The following is a 17222-nucleotide window of genomic DNA, read 5'->3' as shown; positions in this document are numbered from 1 at the left end:
CGCTGACTCGCGCGGGGACAGGGTGAGCACTGCAGTAGGATCGCCCGTCATGACCGACGCTCAGCTGGACTTCGAGACCGAGGCGCTGTCCTACATGGATCAGTTGTTCGCGGCCGCGCTCAGGATGACGCGTCACCGGGCCGATGCCGAGGACCTCGTCCAGGAGACCTACTCGAAGGCGTTCGCGGCCCAGGACAAGTTCAAGCCTGGCACCAACCTGAAGGCGTGGCTGTACCGGATCCAGACCAACGCCTTCATCAACACGTATCGCAAGAAGCAGCGCCAGCCCAAGCTCTCCGACGCGGAGCAGGTGGAGGACTGGCAGATCGCCGCCGCAGCCGAGCACACCAGCTCGGGACTCGCGTCCGCCGAGCAGGAGGCGCTCGAGACCATCGGCGACGACGAGGTCAAGCAGGCCCTCGCCGAGCTGCCCGATGACTTCCGCATGGCCGTCTATCTGTCCGATGTCGAGGGGTTCGCCTACAAGGAGATCGCCGAGATCATGGACACCCCGGTGGGGACGGTCATGTCGCGATTGCACCGGGGACGGAAGCTGCTTCGCGAGAAGCTACGAGATTATGCGGCCGACCGCGGCGTCTACGACAAGCGCCAGGCAGCAACGAAGGACAGTGGGGAGGTGTGCCATGCCCGGAAGGGAGTGTGAGGAGGCCCTCGATCGACTGTTCGAGTACATCGACGACGAACTGCCTCAGGACGAGCTTCGCCGCATCGGCGATCACCTGAAGACGTGCCCGCCATGCGAGGCAGAGCACAAGATCAAGGAACGCATCAAGAACCTGACGTCGCGCACCGGCGGCGAGACGGCGCCCGAGGAGCTGCGCGAGCGCATCCTCGCGTCGATCCGCAGCGCACACGACTGATGGCGAGGGCGCTCACCTGCGTGTCGCGCCCGGTCCCAGACACGACGAAGGCCGCATCGGAGAGCTCCGATGCGGCCTCGACGTACGTGCGCTCAGGCGTTGGGACGCTTGCCGTGGTTGGCTCCGCCCTTGGCGCGCGCCTTGCGCTTGCGGCCTCGCTTGCTCATCCGGATCCCCCTTTCTCACGCGGGTGCTGACGAATCGACGACTGTCTATCTTCCCACACTTGCTCTCCGGGCACGCGCACGGGGTACTACGCTCCCTCAAGATCGAACTGTGACGTGCCGATGGAGGTTCCGTGAGCGACCAGCCAGTTTCCGTCATCCCGTTCCTGCACGCGCTCGCGAGCACGGGTGGCTCCGACCTGCACTGCAAGGTGGGCTCCGCGCCCCGCGTGCGCGTGGACGGCCGCCTGCGCAAGCTGCAGGTGCCGCCGCTGACGCCTGCGGACACGCGCAACATGGTCGCGCAGGTGCTCCCCGAGGACCTGGTCGCGCAGTTCCGCGACACGCATGAGGCTGACTTCGCCTTCTCGCTGTCGGGCGTGGGTCGCTTCCGCGTCAACGCCTATGTGGCGCGCGGGACCGACTGCCTGGTGTTCCGCCGCGTCGCGGTGGGCGCGACTCCCATGGAGGAGCTGGGGCTGCCGCCCGTCATCGCCGACCTCGCGCTCGAGCCGCGCGGACTGGTGCTCGTCACCGGCCCCACGGGCTCGGGGAAGACCACCACGCTGGCGTCGATGATCGACCTCATCAACACCTACCGCGAGGTCAACATCATCACCATCGAGGACCCGATCGAGGTCCTTCACGCCGACAAGAAGGCGATCATCTCGCAGCGCGAGGTGCGCTCCGACACGCTGGACTTCACCAATGCGCTGCGCGGCGCCATGCGCCAGGACCCCGACGTCATCATGGTCGGCGAGATGCGCGACATCGAGACCGTGCGCGCCGCGCTGTCCGCCGCCGAGACGGGCCACCTGGTGCTCGCGACGCTCCACACCGTGGACGCGCAGGACACGATCAACCGCATCATCGACTTCTTCACGCCGCACGAGCAGAGCCAGGTGCGCGCGACCCTGTCCCAGACCCTGCGCGGCATCGTGTCGCAGCGCCTGGTGCGCAAGGGCGACGGCACGGGTCGCACGCTCGCGGCGGAGATCATGGTCAACCACGGTCGCATCCAGGAGGCGATCGTGGACCCGACCAGCCAGCCGCCCATCCTGGACCTCATCGCCGAGGGCGAGTACTACAAGATGCAGACGTTCGATCAGCACCTGTTCCAGCTGGTGCAGGACGACCAGGTGTCGGTCGACGACGCCGTCGCGATCGCCTCCCGTCCGCACGACCTGCTCGTGAGCCTGCGCAACGCGGGCGTCATCGTCTAACGCCGACCGGCGCTCTCCAACGCGGGCGCGGCGAGCTGCGCGGTGCGGCGGTCGCGGGCGCCCGACTTGCCCCCCGCCGAGCGCGGTGCGGCGCAGATGTGCGCACAGCAGGTCCGCGCGCGGAACTTGCCCGAGGGACGTCGACGGCTCGCGCAGGGGCCGCTGCGGACGCATGGGCGACGTTGCCCGGGCGCGCACAGCAATCATCGAGAAACGCCTATAAATCAGGCGTTGTACACCGACGGTTCATCGCCCGTTCATATAGAGAAACTACTATCGGTCGAGGCCGGCGACTTGCCGGCATGAATCCCATCCGCGGCGCGAGTTGCGCCGACGAAAGGACCGAGAGTGACCATCAGCACCAAGAAGATCGTTCCCGGGGCAGCTCTCGCTGCGGCGGTCGTCATGACCCTGGCCGCTTGCGGTGGCCAGTCCAGCGCGGACGAGGCCAGTGACGGCACCAGCGCCGCAGGCGGCGAGGGATCGGGCCTCAGCGGCACGATCGCCGCCGACGGGTCGTCGACTGTCTCGCCCCTCACCGAGGCGGCCGCTGACTTCTACCGGGACGTCGAGCCAGGCGTCCAGGTCACTGTCGCGACGTCGGGCACCGGCGGTGGCTTCGCGACGTTCTGCGCCGACGAGACTGACATCTCCAACGCATCGCGACCGATCAAGGACGAGGAGGCGGAGACTTGCGCGGCCGCGGGCGTCGAGTTCACCGAGATCGTCATCGCGAACGACGGTCTCTCCGTCGTCGTGAATCCTGAGAACGACTGGGCGCAGTGCCTGTCGGTCGAGCAGATCAACACCATCTGGGCGCCCGAGTCTGAGGGCCAAGTCATGTCGTGGAGCGACGTCGACCCCTCGTTCCCGGACGAGCCGCTCACTTTGTACGGCGCGGGTACCGACTCGGGCACCTTCGATTACTTCACCGACGTGATCAACGGCGAGGAAGGCGCGAGCCGGACGGACTACAGCCCGTCGGAAGACGACAATGTGACGATCCAGGGTGTCTCGGGAGAGCTGGGCGCGCTGGGCTACTTCGGCCTGAGCTACCTCGAGGAGAACCCCGACATCATCAAGGGCGTCGAGGTTGACGGCGGCGAGGGCTGCGTCTTCCCGTCGACCGAGACCGTCCAGGACGGTTCCTACACGCCGCTGGGTCGCCCGCTCTTCATCTACGTCAACAACGCCAACTACGCGGAGAAGCCTGAGCTCCAGGACTTCATCGACTACTACGTTGGCTCCGCCGTGGACATTGCGACCGAGGCGCTGTTCGTCCCCCTGACTGACGAGCAGATCGAGACGGCCCAGACCGAGCTCGCATCGCTGGTCGGCTGATTCGCCACGTCTGGCGGCAGCCTCGTGCAGGGCTGCCGCCAGACCGATCCTCGGGAGGAGGGCGCGGCCCCTCGTGAGCACCACCATGACCACGCAGACTGCTCGCCCAGACCGGCCAGACCTGCGCCAGCGGCGTCGGCCAGGGGACCTCGCAGTTCGCACCATCTTCCGCATCGCCGCCGCCCTGACGATCGTGATCACGGTCGGCATCGTCCTGGCACTGCTGATTCCTTCGATCGAGTTCTTCTCGGAGGTGCCGGTCAACGAGTTCCTCTTCGGCACTCGCTGGGCACCTCGATTCGCCGATGCATCGTTCGGAGTCGTGCCGCTCATCACGGCTACAGCTTGGACCACGGCGATCGCGCTGTTCTTCGCGATCCCGCTGGGACTCGGCGCCGCGGTCTTCATGTCCGAGTTCGCACATCGGCGCACCCGGAAAGTGCTCAAGCCTGTGCTCGAGGTGCTCGCGGGAATCCCGACCGTGGTCTACGGCTACTTTGCCGTGCAGTTCATCCAGGCGACGGTGCTGCGCGACTGGTTCGACCTTGACACGGGTTCGTTCTCGGTCCTGTCGGCCGGCTTCGTGATGGGCATCATGATCATCCCGACGATCGCGTCGATCAGCGAGGACGCGATGTCCGCCGTGCCGAACAGCCTGAGACAGGGCTCGGCCGCTCTCGGCGCCAATCGCCGCCAGACGGCAGTGAAGGTAATCTTTCCAGCCGCGTTGTCGGGCATCATCGCCGCTGTAGTGCTGGGCATCTCCCGTGCGGTTGGAGAGACGATGATTGTGGCTCTCGCCGCAGGGCAGCAGGCGCGCATCGTCGAGGGACCGCTGGAAGCGGGCCAAACAATGACCGGCTTCATCGCGAACGCCGCGCTCGGCGACTCCCGTGTGGGATCTCTCGAGTACAACACCTTGTTTGCCGTAGGACTGCTGCTGTTCCTCCTGACGCTCCTGATCAACGTCATCAGCATCGCGATCGTCCGCAAGTTTCGAGAGGCGTACTGATACCCATGAGGACAGTTCAGGGAACGATCGAGCGCACCATTCGAGGTCGGGCCAAGGGAGGGGAGACAAGCGCCAGCTCCATCGCGTTTCTGGTCGTGCTGTGGCTCAGCATCGTGTTCGCGCTCGTCTTCCTCGCCGTGCTGATCGTCACCACGATCATCGACGGCTGGAACCGGCTTGACTCGCGGCTCTTCACGGAGTACCCAGCGTCGAACCCCGAGGATGCTGGCGCCCGGCCGGCGATCCTCGGTTCACTGTGGGTGATAGGCACCACAGCGTTCATGACGATCCCGCTGGGTGTCGCCGCAGCGATCCATCTCGAGGAGTTCGCGGACCGAAACAACTGGTTCAACCGCTTCATCGAGGTCAACGTGCAGAACCTCGCCGCCATACCGGCGGTGATCTACGGAATGCTCACGCTGGCCGCACTCGGGCTGTTCGGCGTCACCAACAAGAACATGGTGTGGGTGGGTGCGCTAGCGCTGTCGATGCTGATCCTCCCTGTCGTCATCATCGCGACGCGGGAGTCCTTGCGCGCGGTACCGGAGGAGATTCGTCAGGGATCGCTCGCCGTCGGGGCGACGCCACTCCAGACGGTGCTGCGGAACACGTTGCCCGGGGCCGTCCCCGGCATCGCCACCGGCTCGATCTTGGCGCTCTCCCGCGCGCTGGGCGAAGCGGCCCCGCTGCTCCTGCTGGGTGGTCTCGTGTTCCTCAGCTTCGACCCGAACGGCCTCATGAGCGGCTACACCACCATGCCGATCCAGATCTTCAACTGGACCGGGCGACCGCAAGAGGGCTTCCACGAGCTGGCGGCTGCGGCAAGTGTGCTCCTGCTTGTCATGCTGCTCGCGATGAACGCTCTGGCGATCGCCATCCGCAACCGATACCAGCAGCGCTGGTGAGAATAGAGAGGCCATCGGTGAACCCCATCGACACCACCGAGGCGGCGGCCCGCGCCGACACCTTCGAAGCCGCGCGGGAGTACCGCCCACCCGTCCTCGACTGCGACTCGGTGAGCATCTTCTACGACGACTTCCTCGCCGTGCACGACGTCAACTTCGGATGCGGAGACAACGAGATCACCGCACTCATCGGCCCGTCCGGTTGTGGGAAGTCGACCGTGCTCAGGTCCTTCAACCGCATGAACGACCTCATCGAGGGTGCGCGCGTCGAAGGCACGATCAGCTACCACGGCGAGGACATCTACCATTCGGACGTCGACGCCATCGAGGTGCGCCGCCGCATCGGCATGGTCTTCCAGAAGCCCAACCCGTTCCCGAAGTCCATCTACGACAACATCGCCTACGGTCCCCGGGTCAATGGCTTCAAGGTCGACTCGATGGACGACCTCGTGGAAGAGGCGCTGACGAAGGCGGCGCTGTGGGATGAGGTGAAGGACAAACTCAAGCAGTCTGCCTTCGGGCTGTCCGGAGGCCAGCAGCAGCGTCTGTGCATCGCACGCACCATCGCAGTGCGCCCCGAGGTCATCCTCATGGATGAGCCGTGCTCGGCGCTCGACCCGATCGCGACCCTACGCATCGAGGATCTCATGCACGAGCTGCGCTCGGACTACACCATCGTCATCGTCACTCACAACATGCAGCAAGCGGCCCGGGTGGCCGACAAGACGGCGTTCTTCACCGCGGAGGCCCACGAAGTCACGGGCGATCGGACGGGCGTCCTTGTCGAGTTCGGAGACACGGCGCAGATCTTCGAGTCACCGGTCGACAAGCGAACGGAGGACTACATCAGCGGGAGGTTCGGATGACAGCTACGGCAATCGCCACGTGGCCCGCGACCGTTCTCGCGGTGGGGTTGGACGCTCGCCGCGAGCTCCGCGGACGTCACCTGGACTTCTTTCGGGAAGGTGTGGTCGTCGAGGTTGCCGACAACGCGGTCGCCGCGCTCGTCGCGCTTGGGCGGGGAGAACCGATCGCGGCGCTGCTCGTCGGCCCCGACATCGGCGACATGGTGGTCGACGATCTCGTCACGATCGCGACCGAGCTTGCGCACGTGCCCGTCATCCTCGGGACTCGCGGCCGTGTCGACGCTCACGTGCCCGAAGGAACCCTGGCGCTTCCCGCGAGCCCTCGCCGCCTGCGGGACAGCGTGGCGCGGGTGAGGACTCGGGCTGCAGTGCCGACACCGGCTCGTCGCGTCGGCGCGCTCGAAGTAAGCGTGGTTGCACACGGCGCAGTCTGGCGCGGGCGCCAAGTGAGGCTTGCGCCCTTCCACCTCGACGTGCTCACGTACCTCGTCGACGCCTTCCCGCGAGTGGTTGGCTCGCAGGAGCTCGCAAGCGAGTGCGCCCCGCGGAACGTGACCGACGGGGCTGCGCATGTGCGGGTTGCCATCGGACGGCTGCGCGAGGCGCTCACCGCTGCCGTTCCGGACGCCCCTAGTCCCATCGAGACCGTGCGGGGTGTCGGCTACGTGGTCATCGAGGACACTGGAACGGAGTCGAGGTCCTCGAGCAGTTGACCGATGTGCGTCGAGATCTCGTCGCGCACGCGCCGCACCCCGTCCATGGGTAGGACGAGCGGGTCATCGAGCTCCCAAGCGACGTAGCGGCGTCCGCTGTAGACCGGACACGCCTCTCCGCACCCCATCGTCACCACGACATCCGAGGCGCGCACCACCTCGTCGGTGAGGGGCTTGGGAAACTCATGCGCAACCGGCACGCCGATCTCATCGAGCGCCTCGATCACCACGGGACTGATCCGGCTGGCTGGCCGGGAGCCTGCAGTACGCACCAGCACGGACCTCCCGGCACGGTGACGCAGCATCGCCGCGGCCATCTGTGATCGCGCCGCATTGTGCACGCACACGAAGAGCACCTCGGGCGTGCGAGAGGGGGTGCGACCCTCGGCGCGTGCAAGCGCTGCGAGGCGATCCTCGGCAAACCGGTAGACGAGCGTCGGGAGGTAGGTCGTCACCATCGCCCTCTCAGCGAGGAGCGCGTAACTCTCCTCGACATACCCGCGCACAGTAGGAAGCGAGAAGTGCGCACTATGACGTTCGTAGAGCTGCTCGGCCATGCGGGAGATACGTTGGGGCGTCGCGGCGTCGGGCTGGGGACGTGCGCTGGTGTCGACCAGCAGCGAGCCGAACCTCAACCAGGCGTCCGCAGTGAGGACGACACCGGGAGCGGCGTTCGCGACCGAAGCGGGTCCGCGATGCGGCGTCACGAGCCCTGTCTCCACGAGCCGGTCGAGCGCGCGTGAGGTGCGTGTGACCTCGGCGGAGACCGCGACGGCGACTTCGACGGTCGGCAGCGGCACCGGGCTGCTGGCAAGTGCGACGAGGACCTTGATGCAGTCAGGGTCCGACAGAGCGTCCAACTGTGCGGCACGCATGATCGCGTCCTCGACGGACAACGGCCGGCCGTGGCCCGCCGGCGTAGGTGGGAGCGTTGCCATGGCGGCTACCGCAGCAGGTCCTCGACGGCGCTTTGGCGCTCGGGGGCCACGGAAACCCACACCTGCCGGCCTTCGGGCGCCCGGACGGCCACCCCGCCATCCACCATGCGAGCGACGTGATGAGTGATGGTGGGTTGGCTCACGCCAAGGGCATCGGCGAGCTGGCCAATGGTTGCCTGTCCGCCGGAAGTGCCCATGATGATGCTCAGGATGCGCAGGCGCGTGGGATGCGCGATCGCGGCGAAGCCGCGGGCGCGCTCGGTCGCATCGGCCGTCGACAACGTGGGCAGCGGGACACCTGATTGAGCGTGGCGTTCGGTGGCGGACACCGCGCCAGTCTATCGAAAGTCCTGGCCCGGCAAGGCGCCTAGTCCTGCTCGGGCAGTCCGAGCCAGGAGTGCCACTGCGAGTGGAGAACGAGCCACGCCATGAGGCCGTAGCCGGCCTGGAGCGGGAGCGCGCCGCCGCCAGTGTCCATGTCGGTCGCCCACTGGTCGTGACGCACGAGCGGGCCGTACATGTCCACGTAGGGCACGTCGCGGCGGGCTGCAGCCTCCTCGCAGAGTGCCGCGTACTCGGCGAGCGCGCGGCGGTCCTCCACCGCGATGGGCGGTGGCCCGACCACCATCGCGTTCATGCCCAGCGCCGATGCGCGATCGAGCGTGTTGGCCAGGTGCAGCCGGGTCATGGTGGGGGAGACGCCTCGGGACACGTCGTGGCGTCCGATCGCGAACAGCACGTAGTCCGGACCCGAGCCATCGTCCTCCGCGCCGCGCCGGCGCAGCGCCTCGTCGTCCCAGCGGCTCGCGAGCTCGCCGGTGGTCTCGCCGGGCACCGCGAGGGTGTGGAAGCGCAGGTCGGGTCCCACGGGCAGGGTGCGCGCGACCACCCGTCCGGCCCACCCGAGGGCCTTGGGGTCTCCGTGACCGGCGACCAGCTCGTCGCCCACGAAGAACACGTTCCTCATCGCGCGAATGCCCTCGTCACCAGGTCCTCCTGCTCGTCCTTGTGGCGAGAGGACAGTCCCGAGGCCGGCGAGGCGGACGCCGTCCGTGTGACGCCCACCACCTCGCGCTCGACCACGCGCGGCAGGGCGTGCGCGAGGTACGTCCATGCACCCTGGTTGCGCGGCTCCTCCTGGACCCACGTGAGAGGCGCGTCGCCGAACGGCGCGAGCGCCTCCTGGATGGAGTCGCGGTCGAGCGGATAGAGCTGCTCGAGTCGCACGATCGCCGTGGACCTGTCACCGGACCTGTCGCGCTGCGCAACGAGGTCGTAGTAGACCTTGCCCGCGCACAGCAGCACTCGCTCCACGTCCGCCGGGTCGACGGTGGTGTCGCCGATGGCGGGCCGGAAGGTGCCGCTCGTGAAGTCCTCCACGTCCGACTGAGCCGCGCGCAGGCGCAGCATCGACTTGGGCGTGAAGACGATCAGCGGACGGCGCGGGCGGTCGTACGCCTGGCGACGCAGCAGGTGGAAGTAGCTCGCCGGCGTCGACGGCATGGCCGCGATCATGTTGTCCTCCGCGCACAGCTGGAGGAACCGCTCGACACGGGCGGACGAGTGGTCGGGTCCCTGGCCCTCGAAGCCGTGCGGCAGCAGCAGCACGACGGACGACGACTGTCCCCACTTCTGCTCGGCGGAGGAGATGAACTCGTCGATGATGGTCTGCGCGCCGTTGACGAAGTCGCCGAACTGCGCCTCCCACAGCGTGAGCGCATCGGGCCGCTCGACCGAGTAGCCGTACTCGAAGCCGAGCACGGCGTACTCCGACAGCGAGGAGTCGTAGATGTGCAGGGGTGCCTGGTCGCCGCTGAGGTAGCGCAGCGGCGCCCATTCGGCTCCGGTCGCGCGGTCGTGGAAGACGGCATGGCGCTGAACGAATGTGCCGCGGCGGGAGTCCTGGCCCGACATGCGGATCGGGACGCCCTCCTGCAGCAGCGTCCCGAAGGCGAGCACCTCGCCGTAGCCCCAATCGATGCCGCCGTCCCTGGTCATGGCCTCGCGGCGCTCGAGGAGCTTCTCGAGCTTGGGATGCACGGCGAAGCCCTGCGGAGGGCGCACGTGGGCGCGGCCCACCCGCTCGATCTGCGCGGCCGTCGCGGCCGTCTGCCATCCGACCATGACGCCGGCGTCGGACGACTGCGACGAGGGCAGCTCGAGACCCTGGATGGACTCGCCATCCGTGCCGGAGAAGCCCTCGCGGGTCTCGATGAACACCCGCTCGAGCTGGGCGAGGTAGTCCTGCGAGACGGCCTCGGCCTCGGCCTCGGTGATGTCGCCGCGGCGGATGAGCGCCTCCGTGTAGAGGTGGCGGACGGAGCGCTTGGCCTCGATGAGGTCGTACATGCGCGGCTGCGTCATCGAGGGGTCGTCGCCCTCATTGTGACCCCGGCGCCGGTAGCAGACCATGTCGACGATCACGTCGCGGCCGAAGGCCTCGCGGTACTCGAACGCGAGGCGAGCGGCGCGCACGCACGCCTCCGGGTCGTCGCCGTTCACGTGGAAGATGGGGATCTGGTAGCCCTTGGCGATGTCCGTGCAGTAGCGCGTCGACCGCGAGTCGCCGGGGCCGGTCGTGAAGCCCACCTGGTTGTTGATGATGACGTGGACCGTGCCGCCAGTGGTGAACCCGCGCAGCCCGGCCATGTTCAGCGTCTCCATGACGACGCCCTGGCCGGCGAAGGCCGCGTCGCCGTGGATCAGCACCGGCAGCACGGGGAAGCCGTCGGTGGCCGGGTCAGCGCCCAGCTGGTCGAGCTTGGCGCGCACGATGCCCTCGAGCACGGGGTTGACCGCCTCGAGGTGCGACGGGTTCGCCGCGAGGTAGACGTTGGTGGTCTCGCCGGTCTCCGCCGTGAAGGTTCCCTCGGTGCCGAGGTGGTACTTGACGTCGCCCGAGCCCTGCACCGAGCCGGGAACGGCGGTGCCGTCGAACTCGGAGAAGATCTGCGAGTACGACTTGCCCGCCAGGTTGGCGAGCACGTTGAGGCGGCCGCGGTGCGCCATGCCGATGCACACCTCCTGGATGCCGGCGACGGCCGCGGAGCTCATCATCGCGTCGAGCAGCGGGATGAGGGACTCGCCACCCTCGAGGGAGAAGCGCTTCTGACCGACGTACTTGGTCTGCAGGAAGGCCTCGAACGCCTCGGCGGCGTTGAGCCGGCGCAGGACTCGCAGATGCTCCTCGCGGGTGGGCTTGGTGTAGCTCTTCTCGAGCCGCTCCTGCAGCCATGCCCGCTGCGCGCGATCCGCGATGTGCATGTACTCGACGCCCACGGTGCGGCAGTACGCGTCGCGCAGGCGGCCCAGCACCTCGCGCATCTTCCAGCGGTCCTGACCGCCGAACTCGCCCGTGGCGTAGTAGCGGTCGAGGTCCCACAGGGTGAGTCCATGCGTCTGGACGTCGAGGTCGGGGTGCTTGCGCAGGCGAGTTGACAGCGGGTCGACGTCGGCCATGAGGTGGCCGCGCGAGCGGTAGGCGTGGATGAGCTCCGCGATCCGCGCGGGCTTCGCGGCCTCGGCCTCCTCGTTGGTCGCGGAGTCCTGGACCCAGCGCACGGGCTCGTAGGGCACGCGCAGGGCCACGAACACGCGGTCCCAGAACCCATCGAGGCCCAGCAGCTTCTTGTGCACGAGCGCGAGGAACTCGCCGGACTGCGCGCCCTGGATGACGCGGTGGTCGTAGGTAGACGTGAGGGTCATCACCTTGGAGATGCCCAGCCGGGCGATGGTCTCCTCGGAGGCTCCCTGATACTCGGCGGGGTAGTCCATCGAGCCGACGCCGATGATCGCGCCCTGGCCCTCCATGAGGCGCGGCACGGAGTGCACGGTGCCGATGGTGCCGGGGTTGGTCAGGGTGATGGTGGTGCCCTGGAAGTCCGTGGCCTGCAGGGCGCCGGTGCGAGCCTTGCGCACGATGTCCTCGTACGACGCCCAGAACCGCGCGAAGTCCATGCGGTCGGCGTCCTTGACGTTCGGCACCAGCAGCTGGCGGACGCCGTCGCCCTTGTCGAGGTCGATCGCGAGGCCGAAGTTTACGTGCTCGGGAGTGACGATCGCCGGCTTGCCCTCGTCCTGGGTGTACGCGACGTTCATCGCGGGCAGCTCGGTGAGCGACTCCACGATCGCGTAGCCGATGAGGTGGGTGAAGCTCACCTTGCCACCGCGCGTGCGCGACAGGTGGTTGTTGATGACGGTGCGGTTGTCCATCAGCAGCTTGGCAGGAATGGTGCGCACCGACGTCGCGGTCGGCACGGCGAGGCTGGCCTCCATGTTGGTGACCACGCGCGCAGCGGGACCGCGCAGGCGCTCGACGCCGTGCTTGACGTCCTTGGCGTAGAGCATCTGGTGGTCGTGGCTCTGGAGGTAGGCGGCGGTGGGGGCCTGCGCGGTCGCGATGGGCTGCGTCGCCGTCGACTCGCCGTCCACCTCGGGGTCGGCGGGAGGGGTGGGGGCTGAGGCCGCGGCGGCCGGCATCGCCGGGGCCGATGCGCTGGCGGGGGCGGAGGGGTGGGAGGCCACGGGCGTGGGCGTGGGGGCCGCTGGGGCCGATGCGGTGGTCGGGTCGGCACTGGAGCTCGCGGGGGCGGGAGGTGCCTCGGACGTGCTCTCCTGCGCGGGGCTCGCCTGCGCCGGAGCCGATGCGCTCGCGGGGCTGCCAGCGCTCTCGTGCGCGGGGGTCCGGGGGGTGTCCGCGGCTCCGGCGCCGAGGATCAGCGAAGCGACGGATGGTGCCCCGGCGCTTCTGGAGACGGTGGTGCGGTCAGTGTCTGGCGCGCTGGTGTCGGTGGACACGTCGGGGACGCTCGCTTTCTTGGCGCTCAGGGCGTCGGGGGACAACGGTGTGGTGCTCAACATTGTTCAGCCTAAACGTGCGAGCCCGGTACCGCGTGCCCCGTCCTTGGGGAAATCGTTATGAGATATCGCGCCTGAACGTGACGAGCCAGCCGATCAGCGCCGCGACGACGGCGTAGCCCAACAGCACGGCCATGCCGGCCCACGGCGCGAGCAGGTCGCCGCCGCCGGTGGCCGTGTAGAAGCTGCCTCCCACCATCGCGTCGCCCGCCGCACCCGGAAGGAACTTCGCGACGCCCTGGAGCGGCTCGACGAACGCGAATGCCACCCGCAGGATGGGTTCGACCAGCTGGGTCCAGCACAGCAGCGCGACGATCACGATCACCTGGTTGGTGATCGCGCATCCGAATCCCACGCCCACGATCGCCCACACGACGAGCGCGAGGGCGCCCATCGCGATGGATCGCTGCACCCCCGTCGCGTCGAGCATCGTGGGGTCACCGGCGAGCGCGAGCAGCCCGGCGCCCACGCCGACCCCGACCACCATGGCGGTGACCGCGTACACGACGGCGAACGGCACGACCGCGAGCGTCTTGGCGGCGATCACCTTCAGCCGACTGGGCTCGAGCAGGAGCGTGGTGTCGATGGTGCGGTGGCGGAACTCGCTCGTGACCATGAGAGCGCCGAGGATCACCGGGAACACGTATCCGAACGACACCGGAAGCCCATAGATGGTCCGCGCGGTCGCGAGCGGGTCCGCCGGAGCCGCCTGCGCATCGGCTCCTCCCAGCTGGTCGGCGAAGGCCAGCGTGAAGGCGAACGTCCCGGTCATGAACGCGACGCCGACGGCCATGCACAGCAGGAGGATCCACCACAGCCTCGTGGAGCTGACCTTGCGGATCTCGGAGATGATCACAGCGCTCATGCGACAGCCTCCTCTCCGGTCAGTCGCAGGAACACGGTCTCGAGGCTCTCGCCGCCCTCGCTCAGGCCGTGGACCTCGAGGCCGTCGGCGAACGCCGCGGCGCCCACCTGTGACGCGCTCGCGCCACGGATCTCCGCCTCTCCGACGCGAACGGCCGTGTGCGCGTCGGGGAAGCGGGTGCGCGCGAACTCTGCGAGGCCCTCCGCGTTGGGGCTCACGAGCCGCACCGCGGGCTGCGCCAACGCACGCAGCTCGGCGAGCGTCGACTGGTGACGCAGCGTCCCCTTTGCGATGACCACGACGTCGTCGACGGTCTGCTCGACCTCGCTCAACAGGTGCGAGCTGAGCAGCACCGTGCCGCCGCCGTCGGCGAAGGCGCGCAGGAACGAGCGGAGCCACTTGATGCCCGCGGGATCGAGACCGTTGGCCGACTCGTCGAGGACGAGCACGCTCGGGTCGCCCAGCAGGGCGGTGGCAAGGCCGAGCCGCTGACGCATGCCGAGCGAGTACCCGCCCACGCGCCTGTCCGCAGCACCTGTCATGCCGACGGCGTCGAGCACCGTGTCCACGCGCGCATCGTCCTGTCCCACGAGCGGGGCGTACGCGCGCAGATGCTGCCGCGCCGTCCTGCCGGGGTGGAACGCGCCCTCGAAGTGGGCGCCCACGACCGCGCCGGGGCGATCGTGACGCGTGTACGGCGCGCCTCCGATGGTCGCCGAGCCCGCCGTTGCCGCGACGAGGCCGACGAGGATGCGCAGGGTGGTCGACTTGCCGGCGCCATTGGGTCCCAGGAAGCCCGTGACCCGGCCCGGCTGGGCGGTGAACGACAGATCGCCGACGGCGGTGACGCCCCCGTAGCGCTTGGTCAGGGCCGCCACCTCGATGGCTCGACGTTCCATGCTGCTCCTTGTGTTCGGCACCTCGCCGACCCTATCGGCCGCTGAGTATGCTGGCGACACCATGGACGCTGACAGTCATCCGTCATGACCACCGAGCATTCGTCATGACCACCGAGTGGCTGCTGGTGGGGCTCGGCGTGATTCTCACGGTCGGCACCGCCATCTTCGTCGCCGCAGAGTTCTCGCTCGTCGCGCTCGATCCCGCGCACGTCGACGACTCCGACCGCAAGGGCCGCCGTGTGCGCCGTGCGCTGGGCCGACTCTCGACGCAGCTCTCGGGGGCGCAGGTGGGCATCACGCTCACCACCATCCTGTTGGGATACACCGCGCAGCCAGCGCTCGTGGAGCTGTTGGAGATCCCGTTGGCGTCGACGCCGCTCGCTCGCGGCGCTGTGGCCGGCGTCGCCGGGGCGCTCTCGCTGGTGCTCGTCAATGCGTTCTCGATGATCGTGGGCGAGCTGGTGCCCAAGAACGCTGCGCTCGCCGACCCCGAGCGCACCGCGCGCCTGGTCACGCCGTCGATGCTGTGGTTCACGGCGGCGCTCAAGCCGCTGATCGTGAGCCTCAACCGCAGCGCGAACGCGATCCTGAGGGTGATGGGCATCGAGCCTCGCGAGGAGCTTGCTGGCGGCCGCTCGCCGCAGGAGCTCGCCGCCCTGGTGCGGCGCAGCGCGGAGGCGGGCACGCTCGCGCCGTCGACCGCGCTGCTGCTCAAGAACACCATCGAGCTCGACTCGCTGACTGCGATCGACGTGATGACCGATCGCACGCGCATGCAGACGCTTCCCCGTGACGCGGTCGCGGCGGACGTCATGGCGATCGCCCGCGCCTCGGGCCACTCGCGCTTCCCCGTCCTGGGCGAGGGCGTCGACGACGTGGTGGGCATGGTCCACCTGCGCGCCGCGATCGCGGTGCCGTTCCACGAGCGCGGGGAGACGCTGGTGACCGAGCTGATGGTCGAGGCGCCGCGCATCCCCGAGACCATGCAGATGCGCCCGCTGCTGGTGGAGCTGCGCGCTCTCGGCCCGCAGTGCGCGGTCGTGATCGACGAGTACGGGGGCACCGCTGGCCTCGTCACTCTCGAGGACGTGGTCGAGGAGCTGGTGGGCGAGGTCGCCGACGAGCACGACCGGCGCCGCGCGGGGCTGCACCAGGCACCGGGCGGTGCGTGGGTGGTGCCGGGCGACCTGAGGCCGGACGAGGTCGACGAGGTCGCTGGGCTCACCATCCCTGAGTCGCGGGCGTACGAGACCGTCGCCGGGTTCGTCATGGCGCAGCTGGCACGCGTCGCCGAGGTGGGCGACGAGGTGGAGTGCGCCGACGCGGTCATCAGGGTCGAGCGCATGGACGGGCGGCGCATCGACCGCGTCCGCCTCACGCCGCTCGCCGAGGACGCGGAGGTCGACAGGTGAGCGCGGGGATGGTGCTGACAGTCGTCGGCCTGCTGCTGGCGAACGCGTTCTTCGTGGGAGCGGAGTTCGCCGTCATCTCCGCGCGGCGCAGCGCCATCGAGCCTCGGGCGGAGGCTGGATCCAGAGCCGCCAGGACGGTCCTGTGGGCCATGGAGAACGTGTCCCTCATGCTCGCCTGCGCGCAGCTGGGGATCACGGTGTGCTCGGTCTCGCTCGGCGTGGTCGCCGAGCCGGCGATCGCCCACGCGCTCGAGGGACCCCTGCACGAGCTCGGCCTTCCCGAGGGAGCCTCGCACGTGGTGGCGGTGGCGATCGCGCTGACCATCGTGGTGGGGCTCCACGTGGTCGTGGGCGAGATGGTGCCCAAGAACGCGGCCGTGTCGAGCCCCGACCGCGCGGCACTGGTGTTCGGCCCTCCGCTCGTGTGGATCGCGCGCGTGCTGCGGCCGATCATCGGCGCGCTCAACTGGATCGCCAACATGCTGCTGCGCATGGTGGGGATCGAACCGCGCGACGAGGTCACCAGCGCCTTCACGGCGGACGAGGTCCACTCCATCGTCGAGCGCTCGAGCGAGGAGGGGACGCTCTCCGACCCGGCAGGGCTGCTGACGGGTGCGATCGAGTTCTCCGACCACACCGCGGCCGACGTCATGGTCGGGGTCGACGCCGTGATGGGCGTGCCGGCCGGGGTGAGCGTCGATGACTTCGAGCGCGCGGTCGTCTCGAGCGGCTACTCCCGCCTGCCGGTGAGCGACGGCGAGCGCTACGTCGGGTATCTGCACGTGAAGGACACTCTGTTCGCCCGCCCAGGGGAGCGGGAGGAGCCCATCCAGGACTGGCGGGTGCGCGAGCTCCCTGTCATCGGGCCGGACGACGAGATCGAGACCGTCATGGCGCTCATGCGCCGATCGGGCGCACACCTGGCGAGCGTGGAGAGCGGCGGCGACGTGCTCGGGCTCGTGTTCCTCGAGGACATCCTCGAGGAGCTCGTCGGAGAGGTGCGCGACGAGATGGCTCACGACTGAGCGGTCGCGGCCCCAGACCGGGGCGGTGTGCAATTCGACACACCAGGTCGGTCTCGGAGTTGAGGCCGTCGTTACCATTTGGTTACACTCGCACCCAAGGTCGGCGGCTGAGGCCCCGACG

18 protein-coding genes are annotated in these 17222 nt (G+C 68.7%); 10 read left to right on the top strand and 8 right to left on the bottom strand.

Features of this window, described 5'->3' with window-relative positions; genetic code table 11:
- Window positions 1-49 precede the first annotated feature (49 nt).
- Together B7K22_RS02880 and rsrA are read left to right on the top strand one after the other, a co-directional pair.
- A complete protein-coding gene (locus B7K22_RS02880) occupies window positions 50-664 on the top strand; it encodes a sigma-70 family RNA polymerase sigma factor (RefSeq protein WP_234983289.1) in 615 nt (204 codons plus the stop codon).
- Window positions 645-881 (top strand): mycothiol system anti-sigma-R factor, encoded by a 237-nt coding sequence (gene rsrA / locus B7K22_RS02875; protein WP_159448731.1) that lies wholly within the window; start codon window positions 645-647, stop codon window positions 879-881. The genes B7K22_RS02880 and rsrA overlap by 20 nt, the downstream gene beginning before the upstream one ends.
- A gap of 92 nt (window positions 882-973) precedes the next feature.
- Here the strand turns inward: rsrA and B7K22_RS12455 are convergent, their stop codons facing one another.
- Window positions 974-1048, bottom strand: a complete 75-nt coding sequence (locus B7K22_RS12455; protein WP_371327667.1) for a 50S ribosomal protein bL37 — start codon at window positions 1046-1048, stop codon at window positions 974-976.
- 131 nt (window positions 1049-1179) lie between these two features.
- On the opposite strand from B7K22_RS12455, the gene B7K22_RS02870 reads away from it, so the two are divergent.
- The 5 genes from B7K22_RS02870 (at window position 1180) to pstB (ending at window position 6392) form a co-directional block, all read left to right on the top strand.
- Entirely contained in the window at window positions 1180-2268 is a 1089-nt protein-coding gene (locus tag B7K22_RS02870) for a type IV pilus twitching motility protein PilT (RefSeq protein ID WP_084038258.1), read from the top strand.
- Between the two features lie 348 nt (window positions 2269-2616).
- A complete protein-coding gene (locus B7K22_RS02865; protein WP_234983288.1) occupies window positions 2617-3609 on the top strand; it encodes a PstS family phosphate ABC transporter substrate-binding protein in 993 nt (330 codons plus the stop codon).
- 73 nt (window positions 3610-3682) lie between these two features.
- A complete protein-coding gene (gene pstC / locus B7K22_RS02860; protein ID WP_234983287.1) occupies window positions 3683-4621 on the top strand; it encodes a phosphate ABC transporter permease subunit PstC in 939 nt (312 codons plus the stop codon).
- Window positions 4622-4626: 5 nt separating this feature from the next.
- Window positions 4627-5526, top strand: coding sequence for a phosphate ABC transporter permease PstA (gene pstA, locus B7K22_RS02855; RefSeq protein ID WP_084038257.1), 900 nt, complete (start codon window positions 4627-4629; stop codon window positions 5524-5526).
- A 110-nt stretch (window positions 5527-5636) separates the two neighbouring features.
- The gene (gene pstB / locus B7K22_RS02850) at window positions 5637-6392 is read left to right on the top strand and encodes a phosphate ABC transporter ATP-binding protein PstB (RefSeq protein WP_200807397.1); all 756 of its coding nucleotides are present in this window, start codon (window positions 5637-5639) and stop codon (window positions 6390-6392) included.
- On the opposite strand, the gene B7K22_RS12315 is transcribed toward pstB, so the two are convergent.
- On the bottom strand, window positions 6368-6679 hold the full coding sequence (locus B7K22_RS12315; protein WP_234983286.1) for a hypothetical protein: 312 nt from the start codon (window positions 6677-6679) through the stop codon (window positions 6368-6370). The two genes, pstB and B7K22_RS12315, sit on opposite strands and share 25 nt — an antisense overlap.
- Between B7K22_RS12315 and B7K22_RS12450 the strand changes: the two genes are divergently transcribed.
- Window positions 6593-7105 (top strand): helix-turn-helix domain-containing protein, encoded by a 513-nt coding sequence (locus B7K22_RS12450; RefSeq protein ID WP_371327666.1) that lies wholly within the window; start codon window positions 6593-6595, stop codon window positions 7103-7105. The two genes, B7K22_RS12315 and B7K22_RS12450, sit on opposite strands and share 87 nt — an antisense overlap.
- On the opposite strand, the gene B7K22_RS02840 is transcribed toward B7K22_RS12450, so the two are convergent.
- The 6 genes from B7K22_RS02840 to B7K22_RS02815 form a co-directional block, all read right to left on the bottom strand.
- Window positions 7054-7980: an arsenate reductase ArsC gene (locus B7K22_RS02840; protein ID WP_234983285.1), complete on the bottom strand. Its 927-nt coding sequence runs from the start codon at window positions 7978-7980 to the stop codon at window positions 7054-7056. The two genes, B7K22_RS12450 and B7K22_RS02840, sit on opposite strands and share 52 nt — an antisense overlap.
- A gap of 68 nt (window positions 7981-8048) precedes the next feature.
- Complete coding sequence (locus tag B7K22_RS02835) at window positions 8049-8372, bottom strand: helix-turn-helix transcriptional regulator (RefSeq protein WP_084038254.1); 324 nt, start codon at window positions 8370-8372, stop codon at window positions 8049-8051.
- Between the two features lie 38 nt (window positions 8373-8410).
- Window positions 8411-9010: a GDSL-type esterase/lipase family protein gene (locus B7K22_RS02830; protein WP_084038253.1), complete on the bottom strand. Its 600-nt coding sequence runs from the start codon at window positions 9008-9010 to the stop codon at window positions 8411-8413.
- Complete coding sequence (locus B7K22_RS02825) at window positions 9007-12762, bottom strand: multifunctional oxoglutarate decarboxylase/oxoglutarate dehydrogenase thiamine pyrophosphate-binding subunit/dihydrolipoyllysine-residue succinyltransferase subunit (RefSeq protein ID WP_371327665.1); 3756 nt, start codon at window positions 12760-12762, stop codon at window positions 9007-9009. The genes B7K22_RS02830 and B7K22_RS02825 overlap by 4 nt, the downstream gene beginning before the upstream one ends.
- A gap of 196 nt (window positions 12763-12958) precedes the next feature.
- Window positions 12959-13765 carry an ABC transporter permease gene (locus B7K22_RS02820; protein WP_084038251.1) on the bottom strand — a complete coding sequence of 269 codons (807 nt, stop codon included), beginning with the start codon at window positions 13763-13765 and terminating at the stop codon, window positions 12959-12961.
- Complete coding sequence (locus B7K22_RS02815; RefSeq protein ID WP_084038250.1) at window positions 13762-14664, bottom strand: ATP-binding cassette domain-containing protein; 903 nt, start codon at window positions 14662-14664, stop codon at window positions 13762-13764. Before B7K22_RS02815 ends, B7K22_RS02820 begins: the two co-directional genes overlap by 4 nt.
- Window positions 14665-14768: 104 nt before the next feature.
- On the opposite strand from B7K22_RS02815, the gene B7K22_RS02810 reads away from it, so the two are divergent.
- Both B7K22_RS02810 and B7K22_RS02805 read left to right on the top strand, forming a co-directional pair.
- A complete protein-coding gene (locus tag B7K22_RS02810; protein WP_084039694.1) occupies window positions 14769-16076 on the top strand; it encodes a hemolysin family protein in 1308 nt (435 codons plus the stop codon).
- Window positions 16073-17101 (top strand): hemolysin family protein, encoded by a 1029-nt coding sequence (locus B7K22_RS02805; RefSeq protein WP_234983283.1) that lies wholly within the window; start codon window positions 16073-16075, stop codon window positions 17099-17101. The genes B7K22_RS02810 and B7K22_RS02805 overlap by 4 nt, the downstream gene beginning before the upstream one ends.
- Window positions 17102-17222: the final 121 nt, after the last annotated feature.

It is taken from the genome of Demequina sp. NBRC 110053 (assembly GCF_002090095.1).
Classification (GTDB): Bacteria; Actinomycetota; Actinomycetes; order Actinomycetales; family Demequinaceae; genus Demequina.
The sequence above is the reverse complement of the archived record's forward strand: the minus strand, read 5'-3'. Positions and strand labels throughout refer to the sequence as shown.